This is a genomic window from Pirellulales bacterium, assembly GCA_035546535.1.
Lineage (GTDB): Bacteria > Planctomycetota > Planctomycetia > Pirellulales > JACPPG01 > JACPPG01.
The window spans coordinates 18,875-32,459 of the sequence record DASZWQ010000131.1 but is presented as its reverse complement, the minus strand read 5'-3'; the positions used below and the strand labels follow the sequence as shown (position 1 = coordinate 32,459).

Sequence of the window (13,585 nt, the reverse complement as noted above, 5' to 3'; positions counted from 1 at the left end):
TGGTTCGCCACGATCTCGCCTTCGTCCGAGCAAGCCGACGCGACGCCGCAGGACATGCAAGACACCGTCCTGAACCCCGATCCGACGGCGCTATTGAATACGCGTCAATACACCGTGTCGGTCGTCGTGTGCAACAACCGCATCCTGACGTTGCCCGGCTCCCTCCAGCCCGACACCACGCCGGGCGAGTGGCAGGTGCCGGCGCGGATCGAACCGGGCAGCCTCGGCGGCGGCGAGGTTACTTTGTTCGCAACGAGCACGAACCAGCAAGCCTGGCTCGCCACGCTCAAGCCCGGCCAATGGCTGATGCTCTCGGGCATCACGGTGGCGGGCGAGATTCGCAAGGACTCTGGCGGGAATCCGGTCTTCTGGCCCCGGATGCGAACGATCGCCAACTGGTATCGCATCGTAGCGACCGATTCGATCGATGATCCGCTGAATCCGCCGGCCTCTCGCAGTGTAACGTTAAATGGCCCCGACTGGCCGCAAGGTACTCAATCTGACGACCCGATCGCCATGCACACGAGCGTATCGCCACCGGTTAACTTCAATTCTCTGCTAGCCCCGGCGGGCGTGAATTATGGCGTGCAATTCGCCTGCCTCGGCAGTATTTCTGCGCCAAGTTATTCCAGTTCGTCTACAAACCCGGCGTTTCCGAACGTAAACATCTACGCCTACGCCACCGTGGTCGAGGGCGTGGTCGGCGTTTACCAGAAAACCATCACCGTCGACGGCGATTCACCGTTCTCCGCACCGCAATAACGAGCCACCGCCGCGCTGCCGTGGCCGGGCAACAACCCGGATACAGCGGCCGGCCAACAAACCAGGATCGGGCAACACGGCCCAACGACAAACAGCCAACGATAACTCGGACCTGTTCACGCAGCACAAAGCGCCGTCCGCCAGTACGGCCAACCATAACCGATGCGACGCGATCCCGGGGCGAACGACTTTCGACCCATGCCTGTTTGGGTCCAGCCGAAAGAAGCACATCATGTCAGCTAAGCAGCAATCTGGCAGCGTCTACGAAATCGATCCCCAGGGCTCGCGAGCCCGTTTCCTCGCGCGCGGCGTGCGCCGCCGCGCCGCCGCGCGGCAGCCGGCGGGCATCATCCTGCTGGTGGTGCTGGTGCTGTTGGCCCTGTTCACGATGCTGTTGATCTCGTTCGTCGTGGCGACGGTCAGCAACCGGCAAAGCGTGATCCAAAGCGCCCGCGTCGAACAAACCGGCGACTCGCCGCAGTCGCAGCTATACGACGCCTTCATGCAAGTCGTCCGCGGCCCACGCGACAGCAACTCCGTGATCGGCCCACACAGCCTGCTGGAAGACATCTACGGGCATAACGCGGGAGTGTTGACCGTAGCGCCGTCGCAGTACGGCATCCGCGGGCAGATATCGGCGTACAAGAACCCCTCGAACGCTTATCTGCAGAACGGCGGCAATAACACCCCGCTGCTGCAATTCGTATGCACCACGACCGACTTCAACGTCGGCAGCTATTTCAATTCAGTCAATGATATTCCGTACGGCTTTTACAGCGGGCTGGTGATCACGATGGTCAACGGTCCTGCTGCCGGCCGCAGTTCGAGGATCACCGGTTACTACTTTGACCCGACCGGGTCACCAAATTACTCCTATTTTCAAGTGCTCGCCTTCGACGGCGCCACTCCTAATCCGGGCGATACCTTTCTAATCAACGGTCGGCCATTCTCGGGCACGGGATTTGGTTACCGGCCGGTTGCCTTCGCACAGCAGGCGTACCCGCCGAGCGGAGCTCTCGCCGCGAACGCCTCTTACTCACGCCTACTCGACGCCTTTGACCCGGGGACCTTAATTCCAGGAGCGTCTCCTGGCTATGATCCCACGAACTTCGATCCAACGAATTCGACCGACCTCACTACGCAAGCGCTGAACAGCGGTGCCGTTTTCCAGTACGCACTCTTGCCAAATCCCCGACGCGGAGTGTTTCAACCCTTCACGCACACCGGCAATCCCAACCCGGGCTGGAGCTACCTTGATCCGGCGGGCCCCGGCGGCGCGAACGAGGATTACGACGCGCCCGACTTCCAGAACATGCTCTTGGCGATGCGCATTTGGGCGGACCCAAGCCAGACGGGACCACCGTTTCCCAATGGCAAATACCACCTGGTCACGCCGCTGCCGTCGCTCCATCGCCCCGACTTGCTGCTGTATTGGAACAATCGTTGGAATTCGTCGTCGACACTGGGTAACGGCCATTACCTCTTCCCGTCATCAGCATTATCGGCGCCCGGCGGCACGATCTACGACGCGATCACGTCCAATGGCGCCAATAACTATTTCACGGCGCGAAATCTGCTTCGCAAGATCACGCTGCGCCCGCTGGCGATCCAGGATGACCCCAGCACGCCCAATGTCGACGAAAGCGAGAATCCGTACTTTACGGGCAGCAACCCGGTCTTTGATCCGATCAACGGCCCGTGGGACGTCGACAACGACGGCGACGGAACGCCCGACAGCATTTGGGTCGACGTGGGATTTCCGGTGCAGACCGGCCCCGATGGTCGCCGCTACAAGCCATTAGCCGCGATCCTGTGCCTCGACATGGACGGCAAGCTGAACCTCAATGCTCATTCGAGCTGGGCACACGTGCCGTCGGCGACGACACCAGGTTTATCCCGGTTTAATCCCGTCATCGCGCCGTTTGCGCAAGTCAGCGACACGACGCCAAGTGGCGCTTATCTCAAGATTGGCTCGGGTTACGGACCCCCTGAGATCAGCTTGCACTCGCTTTTCGAGCCAGGGTTGGATCTCCCCGGGGCACCGTTTATTCCTACCGGGGAATTGTACAATCTGCTTGGTGGGAATTTGACTTCCGCCACAAAGATCGAAGGCCGCTACGGCGAGTTGGGAATCTCCTCTGCGCTTGCGGGCGCGCCGTATAACAGCAGTGCTGGGCCTGGCGTGTCGCTGGTCGACGAGCCGTTTAATTGGCTGGATGAATTGGGCTACCCGCAGATTTCGAACCTCGGCGGTTTTCCCGAGCACCAAAACCTGTATTTGCCAATGACATCGTCGTTTGGCAATTTTACGATCAACGCGAGTGCCTTTAGCGGCAATATCTGGACAACGCGCTCGGCGTTCGGCAGCCCTCCCGATCTCGATGGGGACGGCATGATCGGTCTCGACCTGCGCGGCCAGCCGCTGTACATCGATTACCCGCAGGTATATGGAGTGAACAACGGTCTATCCGGAATCGCAACGGATACCGGCTGGGGAGAAAGAGACGAAACCATCGACGATCCGTACGAACTTGACCTGTCGTACAACGCCAGGAACGACGGTTACTCGGCGACCCTGGCATTTTCGACGTTTGCCTCGAATCTCCTGGCGATAAACGGCAGCACAAACTCCGTCGTTTCCATCGACGCGCCCTTTACGGCGGCGGAACTCGAACAGATTCTGCGTTGGAACGATGCCGACGCGCCGTCGCTTCCCGATCGCTTACGGCTCCTCGCCCCGAACGCCTTCACCAATTCAGCCCCGACGCTGAAGACGGCCTCCAACACATACACCGGCCGTTACCCGTACTATCCGGAACTGGCCCAGATGCGCAATCTGGTCACGACGCACAGTTTCGACGTGCCGGCGCCGAGCATGCTGTTCACGGCGCCGGAACACGCGCTTGAATTACAGACCAACCGGTTTGCCGGCTATGGCGCCCCCCCGATCAGCGGCGGCCACCTGTCACAATTGTTGGCGGCGAGGATCTATCGCGATAATGGAGGTCCACCCTCCAATGTCAATGTCGCCATTTCGCAATTGCTGCCGCCTGACTTGATCGCCGGCGAGAAGATGAACATTAACCGGCCCTTCGGCAACGGGGTCGATGATAACCAGAACAACGTCGTGGATGAGGTCGGCGAGTACGAGCAGTGGTGGGGCGCCGTCTACAATGGCACCGCGGTTCAATTCGACGTTAACAACGACGGTGTCGCCGACGGATATTCCCCGAGCGGTGGCTCGTACAGCGACGCGAACACGGACGGCGTCGTCGACTGGCGCGACGGTGGTCCGAATTCGGCGTCTCACGGCGACATGAACGGTGACGGTACCGTCAATGCGCTCGACGCCTGGGCCAGTCCGCCAGCACGGCAGTTGCTCGCGCGCCATCTCTATGTGCTGATGATGCTGTTGAAAGACGACAACTACGTCGTCAATGCCGATATCAACGGCGATGGTTACCCGCCAACCGGAACAAATGCTACCCCCGGCAACGCGCAAGCGGCGATCGACGTCGCTTACTACATGGCGCAATGGGCCGTCAACGTCGTCGACTTTCGCGACAGTGACGCGATCATGACCCCGTTCGAATTCGACATTTATCCATTCCGCGACGACGACCCGAGCGCCACACCTAGTATGCCCGGCACGTGGGACGTGGACGGAGTGCTCACCTCGACCAACATTGGTGCTGCCCTAACGAGCAATGACGATACCGCGACGTACCGCGGACTCGTCTGGGGCGCCGAGCGACCGGAACTGCTCATCACCGAGACGAGCGCCACACACGATCGGCGCACGCGAGACACGGACAAGGATAACGGCATCAAGAAGTACAGGACCGATTCCACGAACCCGGATCCAACGTTCGACCAGGTCCGGCGGCCGCAAGGGTCGTTGTTCGTGGAGTTGTACAATCCGAATTCGCCGGTTGCCATTGCCAACGAGATCGGTGGCCGAGCGCCGAATGAGCTGTACACGGCTGCCGGAACCGATCCTGTATCCGGCGCCCCGATGTTCGGGCTCAATCTGGCGATGCGCGCGCCGCCGAAACCGGGGTCGACGGTCGCTGGCGCGCCCGTTTGGCGGCTCGCGATCTTGAATCAATCCGCCTTTGCAAACTTGAACATGCCGGCGCGGCAAGTCGTGTTGCCGTACAATGCGACATCAGGAACCCCGAACATCACTCCCATTACCCCTAACCCGAACATCCCGGCGACACCCGCCCAAGTTCCCGCCGGCATCCCGGTGATCGATCGGGTGGCGTACTTCACAAGCCAGCCGCTTGACGCAACGGGAGCGTTAAATGTTCCATCGCCCGCGACCGGCACACTCGATGTCGAGCCGTGGCGGCAGTTTTATCCGCAAATCGTCGGAACGAATAAGCCCGAGACCTATGCGATCATTCCGCCGAATCATTACGCGGTCGTCGGATCGGCGTCGCCGTTGCCCGATCTGTATGTCTCAAACACCGCGTCGCCACCGTGGGCAGGCGCCATTTCGACCCCCTTGGGCAACCGCGACCAAAGCCTGGATAACGGGTCGAATGATCCGTCCTATCCGCTAACTTACATCCAGGATCGTTACAACTTCCGGATCGTTTTCACACCGAATGTCTATGTGTACAACGACGTCGCGGGGCAGAATGTTGGTCACTATGGGCCGCCCATTGCTTCCAGCACGTACAGTGTCGTCAAGCCGGCGATTGGCATTCCCATGGCGCCGCTGCTCTTTAGTACGACTTCGTTGGTGGGTACGTACACAAGCTCGGGCGCGCTCAACTATTCCGCCGCAAGCCGGTCTACGCGTTTCAGCATTACGGAGCCGAGCGCTGGTTATCCATTTACCACGGCAACAAACGCGACCGTGAAGACCGCGGGAGGCGCTTCGGTTCCGTCCTATGACGAGAACGCCTACTACGATCCAACACTGTGGACGGTCGGAGCGGCGCAAGGGTTTCCCGATCTCCCCTACGATCAAGATGCGACCTACTTTCTTGCTAATGGCAATGCGCAGTTCCCGAATACGTACGACCAGAACCGTCCGAGTTTTTTAGCCGGAGCGAATGCCGACTCGACCACGACAGGCAAAACGCCGCCAACGGTCGTCTATCTGCAGCGGCTGGCTAATCCGCTGCTGCCGTGGGACGCCAACGCTAATCCCTACATCATTGTTGATCACATGGCTGTCGATTTGACCATGTACAACAGCGAGAAGAGCACTAACCCGTCCGGGGGCGGCACAACGGTTGAAAAGTTGAATAACCCGACGACCGGCAACCTCGCCACCGTTAGCGGAACCACGTGGAGCTTTGACAGCCGTCAGCGTTCGGGTAATCCCGCCAATACGCCGACCAACCCGGATTACTCTTTTAACAACATCTGGTATCCGTTCGGCTGGTTTCATCCGGGTGCGAACAGCATTTCGAATTTCATGACCAATTCGTCATGGGGTTGTTTGAATTCCTTCTACGGTTACATGAATACGATCCTCGGCGGCAAGACGCTCGGGCCGATGTGGAATGGAGCCAACGGGACGCCGGCACCGCCATTGCAGGTCAACAGCCAACCCACCGGGCAGACATTGACCAACCAACAGGCTGACTACCTGGGCGATCCCACCTTGCCATTCCCATGGTTCAATTGGAACGACCGTCCGTATGTCAGTTCAAAAGAGCTGATGCTGGTGCCGGTCGGCAGCTCGGCCAGCATGCTGGCGGAAATGACGGTTGGCACCCCGGCGCAGTGGCCGGGCGTCGTGAGTGTCCCGACGACGGCAGTTCCCTCGTACGATCCCAATGATCCCAACCTCGGCAGCATGGCGCCGATTCAAAGTCCCTACGAGCCGACAGCCCTATCGACGCAGCAGCCGCTGCCAAAGGGCGAGTTCGGACATCTACCGAATATGTTCTTGTCGCCGCATTACACGGGCGCGACACGGACCCTGCCTTCGTCGGCGAATTTTTATCGGTTATTGGATTTCGTCCATGTCCCCTCGCGGTTTACGGGCACCGAAAACTGGCTGACGCCGACCGTAATGCAAGGGAATTCAAACGTTGCGGGCGTCCCTGTACACCAGCTTCATCCGCCCTTTAACCGCATTTCGCGGTTTCGCGATCCGGGACGCGTGAACCTCAACACGATCTTCGACCCATTTATTTGGCAAGGAATCATGGACGAAGGAAAAGCGCCGCAGGTTGGGACGCCACCGTGGCTCTATCTCTGGCAGATGATGTGCAACAGCCGCCTCGGAACAGGGAACACCGCCTATGACGTTAGCGGTGTTTACCTGAACACGAGCATGACGTCCCTTTTAGGCGCGGCTCCGGTGTCGCCAAGTATCTTCGGGGTACCATTTCGCTCGAGTTCCGGTCACACTCTCGTGCCGCTCAACGCAATGCGCACGGTTCCTTCCGGCGGCGAACGCGAGGTCGATGGAACAATGCTGCGCGCATCGCTAGTCAATAACGCTTACCCGCTCTTCGAATATCCGGGACCAGCACTCCATCAATGGACCGAGAACGGCCCTTACACAGATCCGTACACTGGCGTTGCTGGGATTCCTGCTGCACATGATAACCCAAATCGCAACCCCTACTTCGCCTACAAGGCCATGCGCCGGCTCGATAACTTGCTCACCACGCGGTCGAATGTTTATGCCGTGTGGATTACGCTCGGCTATTTCGAAGTTACGCCCGCCCCCAGTAGTGATCCGCAGCGGGCTGTGAAGTATCCGGACGGCTGGGTGCTCGGGCAGGAGGTGGGGGCCGATACGGGCGACATCAAGCGGCATCGCGCCTTCTTCATGTACGACCGCAGCATACCCGTCGGCTTCGAACGTGGCGAAAACCACAACGTGCATAAGGGCATTCTGCTGGAGCGATACATCGAGTAGGCGCGGCCGCCGGCTGTCGCGAAGGCAACTTCGCGCCGCAATCGTGGGCGGCACGGACCAGCGCGCTAGTCCGTGCGCCGGCGAGGCGCCGGGGACCATGAGGCGGGCGCTGTGCCGCGGCTGGCAAGGCACGGCAATCGAAGCTCGATGGCGCACGATTCGACGGCGCGCCTGCGGCGCCCTGACGCGACAAGTTGTCAGGCCACCCGCGGCGCAGGGTGTATCCTGTGGCGCCGCCGAGCAATGATTTGGCTTCTGGTGCGCGCGAAGCGCACCCTACAGGCCCGGCGTCATACACGGTGCGCGCGAGCGCACCCTACGGGCCCAGACTCATACACGGTGCGCGCAGCGCACCCTACAGGCCCGGCCTCATACACGGTGCGCGCGAGCGCACCCTACAGATTACACGCCCAGACTCATACACGGTGCGCGCAGCGCACCCTACGGGCCCGACCTCACGCATGGTGCGCGCAGCGCACCCTACGGGCACAGACTCACGCATGGTGCGCGAGCGCACCCTACGGGCCCGGCCTCGTAGAGGCCGGCTGCCGTAGACATGGCGAAGCGTATCAGCTTCGCGGCGTTCCTGCCGGATCGTCGGGAATGGCATGCCGCGGGCGGGGCGGATATCCTAATAGGGACGCTGCCTCGCGCCCGCCCTCATCCCGCCGCGGAGTATTGAAACGTGTCTCGCGACTCACGCACGACGTCGCTCATCCGGCGTCCGAACGTCGTTCGACTCGCGCTTGTGGCCGTCCTGGCCGCGGCGAGCGGGCAACGGGCAGGCGCGGTCGATTATGTGCGCGACGTGCGGCCGATCCTGGCCGGCAAGTGCTTCGCCTGTCACGGCGCCGACGAGGCCGCGCGGCAGGCCGGCCTGCGGCTCGACGAGCGCGACGCCGCCCTCGCCACGCTCGATAGTGGCCAGCGCGCGATCGTGCCGGGCAAGCCCGACGAAAGTGCCCTCGTGGCGCGGATCACGTCGGCCGATGCGCAGTTCGCCATGCCGCCGGCCGAGACCGGTAAAAAGCTGTCACCGCAAGAAGTGGCCACGTTGCGCGCGTGGATCGCGGCCGACGCGCCGTACGCCCGGCATTGGGCGTACGTCAAGCCGGTGCGGCCGGCGCTTCCCGCGGTGCGGCGTGGCAACTGGCCGCGCGGCGCGATCGATCACTTTGTGCTGGCGCGCCTGGAAGCCGCGGGTCTTTCGCCGTCGCCGCCGGCGGATCGCGCGACATGGATTCGGCGCGTGTCGCTGGACTTGATCGGGTTGCCACCCACGGCTGACGAGGTGCAGGATTTCGTCCTCGACTCGCGACCAGAAGCTTATGACGCGCTTGTGGATCGGCTGCTCGCGAAACCGGCCTACGGCGAGCGCTGGGCCTCGATGTGGCTCGACCTGGCCCGCTATGCCGACTCGCAAGGCTACGCGCCCGACGGACCGCGCACGATCTGGCGGTGGCGCGATTGGGTGATTTCGGCCCTCAACGCGAACATGCCCTACGATCGGTTCACGATCGAGCAACTGGCGGGCGACTTGCTGCCCGATCCGAGCGCGATGCAGATCGCGGCGACCGGATTTCATCGCAACACGCAACTCAACACCGAGGGGGGCGTGAATCTCGAAGAGTTCCGCCATGCGGCCGTCGTCGACCGCGTGAACACGACCTTCGCCGTGTGGATGGGTTCGACGCTCGCTTGTGCCCAGTGCCACCATCACAAGTACGATCCGTTCAGCCAGCGCGACTACTACCAGGTGTTTTCGATCTTCAACAACACCGACGACTTCAATACCGATAATCCCGTGCTGGAAGTGCCGCGCGTCGGTCAGGACGCGGAATTTGCGCAGGTCAAAGCCGATCTCGCGGCGGCGCAAACCCGTTGGGACGAACAAACCAAGGCACGCGATGCGTTGCAGGCGGAGTGGGAAAGCCGCGCGAGCCAGCCGCCGGCGGCGTCTGCTGGAGAATCGCCGGCGGAAAGCGCCCCGGCCGGTCAATCGCCCGCTGCGGACACGACGGCCGAGAAAGCGCCCACGGACACGGCCGCCGCGGCGCCGCCCCCCAAGGAAATCGCCGAGATCCTGGCGCTTCCGGCCGACAAACGCGACAAAAAGCAGCAAGAGAAGCTGCAGGCGTATCATCGCGGCCTGTCGGCCGATTGGAAGAAAGTCGATGAGGAACTTGCCGGGCTCAAGCGCAAGTTCGACGAGGTCAGCACGACCGTGCCCATCATGCACGAGGGGACGCCGCGGCCTTCGTTCATCTACGTGCGCGGCGAATATCAAAGCCCGGGCGAAGCCGTCAAGCCGGGCGTGCCGGCCGTTCTGCATCCGCTGGCCGCGGGCGCTCCGGCGAATCGGTTGGGCCTGGCCCAGTGGCTGGTCGACGCCGAAAATCCGCTGTCGGCACGCGTCGCCGTCAATCGCCTGTGGCAGGAACTATTCGGCGCAGGAATCGTCGAAACGGCCGAAGAATTCGGCACGCAAGGAGAGCCGCCGTCGCATCCCGAGCTATTGGACTACCTGGCGGTCGAATACCGCGAGAGCGGCTGGGACACCAAGCACATGCTGCGGCTGATCGTGACGTCGGCCACTTATCAGCAGTCGGCGGCCACGAGCGCAGCGCTCGTCGAACGCGATCCGCACAATCGGCTGCTGGCGCGCGGACCGCGCAGCCGTCTGCCGGCGGAAATGGTGCGCGACCAGGCGCTGGCAATCTCGGGCCTGTTGAGCCCGAAGATGTACGGCCCACCGGTGCAGCCGCCGCAACCGTCGGTGGGGCTGTCGGCCGCGTTTGGCTCGAGCACCGACTGGAAGACAAGCGAGGGCGAAGATCAGCATCGCCGCGCGATCTACACGCGCTGGCGGCGCAACTTGCCCTATCCGTCGATGGTGGCGTTCGACGCGCCAGAGCGGAATATCTGCGCCGCGCGACGCATGCGCACCAATACGCCGCTGCAGGCGCTCGTGACGCTGAACGACCCGGTCTTTGTCGAGTGTGCGCAGGCCTTCGCGCGGCGCATTATCCGCGAAGGGGGCAGCGACGCGCAGGGTCGCGCCGCGTGGGCACTGGCCCAGGCCGTAAAACGCCGGCCCACGACGGGCGAGGCCGAACGGCTGGCGGAACTGTACACGCAATCGCGCCGGGAACTGGAAGCCGCGCCTGAAAAGGCCGAGGCACTGGCGACCAAGCCGCTTGGTCCCTTGCCCGATGGCATGAACGCGCTCGATGCGGCCGCCTGGACCGTGGTGGCCAACGCGGTGCTGAACCTGGACGAAACGCTGACGAAACCATAACGCCATGAAGCATTCCACCGACGCACGGGAATTCGATCGGTTGTTGCGGCAAACGCGGCGGCACTTTTTGCGCGATACGGCGCTGGGTCTGGGCGCGACCGCGCTTGCGCTCTTGGAGCAGCCGGCGACGCTGGCTGGCGCGGCTGCCGGAGCGGCTGCGCCGGACGCCGATCCGTTTATGCCCCGACCGCCGCATTTCGCGCCGCGCGCCAAGAGCGTGATCTACCTGTCGATGTCGGGCGGGCCGCCGCATCTCGACTTGTTCGATTACAAGCCTGAGCTCGTCCGCCGCGACGGTGAGGATTGTCCCGAGTCGCTCACCAAGGGGAAGCAATTCGCCTTCACCAGCGGCACGCCGAAGCTGCTGGGCACGCGGCAGAAGTTCGCCCAGCGCGGCCAGAGTGGCGCGTGGATGTCGGACGCGCTGCCGAACCTGGCCGGCGTGGCCGACGACCTGACGATCATCAAGTCGGTATGGACCGAGCAGTTCAATCATGGTCCCGCCGAGCTGTTGCTTTACACGGGCTTTCCCCGCGCACAGGATCGCGCGTCGATGGGCTCGTGGATCACGTACGGATTGGGTTCCGAAAGCCGGGACCTGCCGGGCTACATCGTTTTCGTTTCCGGGCGGTCGCTGCCGAGCGCCGGAAAGGCCGCTTGGGGAAGCGGGTTTTTGCCCTCGGTTTACCAGGGCGTGCAGTGCCGCACCGGCGGCGATCCCGTGTTGTATTTATCGAACCCCGAGGGAATGGATCGAAGCTTGCGCCGCATGAGCCTGGATGCGATCAACGACCTCAACCGCGTCGAAGCGCAAAAGCTGGGTCAGCCCGAGACCGCCACGCGCATCGCCCAGTATGAGCTGGCGTTTCGCATGCAGACGATCGTGCCCGAGACGATGGATCTCTCGGCCGAGCCGGCGTACGTGCTGGGCGACTACGGGGCCGAGCCGGGAGCGGCCACGTTTGCCAACAATTGCTTGCTGGCGCGGCGGCTGGTCGAGCGCGGCGTGCGGTTCGTGCAGTTATTCGACTGGGGTTGGGACTTTCACGGCACCAACGCCAACGAAGAGATCGAGGCCGGCCTGGTGAATCGGGCGAAGACGATGGAAAAGCCCGTCGCCGCACTCATTCGAGATCTGAAGCAACGTGGCATGCTGGACGAAACGTTGGTGGTCTGGTCGGGCGAGTTCGGCCGCACGCCGTTCCGCGAAGGGCGCACCAAGGACGGCAAGTTCCTGGGGCGCGATCATCATCCGTTTTCCAATACGATCTTCATGGCCGGCGCGGGTCTGAAACCGGGCATCAGCTACGGCGCGACCGACGAGCTTGGCTGGGCGCCGGTCGAGAACCCGGTGCATCCGCACGATTTGCAGGCGACGATTCTGCACTTGCTGGGACTGGATCACACGCGGCTGACGTACCGCTTCCAGGGGCGTGATTTCCGTTTGACGGATGTACGCGGCCAAGTCATCCGCGACGTGCTGAGTTGAGGCGGCGCGTCTGCCCGGTTACTTGCGCAGGTAACCGGCGCTCGTTTGAAAATACTTGCGGCGCCGGCTGTCTTTCGCCTCGGCCGCCTCGGCCTGTTGATTGGCCAGATCATTCCAGTTCGCCTGGCAGTAGCGGCAGCCGATGACATTCAAGTGGAACTTGATGTACTCCTCTTCCTCGGTCGACAGCACTCCCAGCAGGCTGCTGCCGAGCTCGGCCCGCGTCGGGCAACTGAGGCGGTGATAACGCCAGATCTCGCCCAGGGTGTGGCTGCCGTGGTCGCGACGCGCGTTGATGGCGGACAAGCGCCGCAAGAGTGCCTCGTCACCGCGCGCGGCGGTTTCGATCCGCGCCATTTCGGCCGGCAACAGCCCTTCGTCCAAGTACGCTTCCAAATCGGCGTCAGAGAATTGGTCAGGCATGAGAATTAGCCGGCAGTCGGCAGATGGCAGTAAAAAGACGGCGGTGATTATCGATCGCTATTTCTCTTGCAGTTCGGGGAAGACGTCGCTGGGCAGGCCGCTTTGCTTGACGAGCGATCGCAGCCGGGCCAGAAAATCGAACTTGTAGTTCGCCACGGCCTGCTCCGAGATGCCCAATTGCTTTGCCGCTTCTTTGTTGGGCAAGCCGCGCACGAACAGCAACTCCGCGCACTTGATCTTTTCCCAATCGCCCTGCTGTTTCCAACGGCGCATCAGCCCGGCGATCGCTTCGACCAGGGCCGCGCTCTCGAGCGCTTTGCGTTCACCGCTCCGGGCGATACTGCTGGCCGGCCGTTGCGAGCCGGGCAGTTCCCATTCACCGCCACCTGTGGAATTACCGGCCAGCGGCAGCGCCGGGCGACGCCCTTCGCGCCGCAAATGGTCGGTCAGCTTGTGAGCCGCGATCGAGAAGAGATACCCCTCCAGCGGCCGCGCCGGATCGTAGTTGGGGATGCTGGTCAGAAAGCCGATGAACGTCTCCTGCACGACGTCTTCGCTCGCGGCGCGATGTCGCAGACGGCTTTCGACGAAGGCCAAGAGCCGCCCCTCGAAGCGGTTGATCAAATCGTTCCACGCCGCCGGTTCACCTGCGCGAATTCGCTCGACCAGCAACGTATCAGGCTGCGACGCGGAAGACATAAGAGGACTTGTCGATCAG

6 protein-coding genes are annotated in these 13,585 nt (G+C 62.4%); 4 read left to right on the top strand and 2 right to left on the bottom strand.

The features are described 5' to 3' along the window. From VHD36_15970 to VHD36_15955, 4 genes are all read left to right on the top strand, one after another. Positions 1 to 762, top strand: a 762-nt coding sequence (locus VHD36_15970; protein HVU88820.1) for a hypothetical protein, incomplete at its 5' end; no start/stop codon positions are given. Between the two features lie 232 nt (positions 763 to 994). After that, positions 995 to 7,657 (top strand): hypothetical protein, encoded by a 6,663-nt coding sequence (locus VHD36_15965; protein ID HVU88819.1) that lies wholly within the window; start codon positions 995 to 997, stop codon positions 7,655 to 7,657. A 685-nt stretch (positions 7,658 to 8,342) separates the two neighbouring features. Further along, on the top strand, positions 8,343 to 10,955 hold the full coding sequence (locus VHD36_15960) for a PSD1 and planctomycete cytochrome C domain-containing protein (GenBank protein HVU88818.1): 2,613 nt from the start codon (positions 8,343 to 8,345) through the stop codon (positions 10,953 to 10,955). Positions 10,956 to 10,959: 4 nt separating this feature from the next. Beyond that, positions 10,960 to 12,444, top strand: coding sequence for a DUF1501 domain-containing protein (locus VHD36_15955; GenBank protein HVU88817.1), 1,485 nt, complete (start codon positions 10,960 to 10,962; stop codon positions 12,442 to 12,444). 18 nt (positions 12,445 to 12,462) lie between these two features. Here VHD36_15955 and VHD36_15950 read toward each other — a convergent pair whose 3' ends face one another. Beyond that, positions 12,463 to 12,867: a hypothetical protein gene (locus tag VHD36_15950; protein HVU88816.1), complete on the bottom strand. Its 405-nt coding sequence runs from the start codon at positions 12,865 to 12,867 to the stop codon at positions 12,463 to 12,465. A gap of 57 nt (positions 12,868 to 12,924) precedes the next feature. Beyond that, positions 12,925 to 13,566 (bottom strand): sigma-70 family RNA polymerase sigma factor, encoded by a 642-nt coding sequence (locus VHD36_15945; GenBank protein HVU88815.1) that lies wholly within the window; start codon positions 13,564 to 13,566, stop codon positions 12,925 to 12,927. Positions 13,567 to 13,585: the final 19 nt, after the last annotated feature.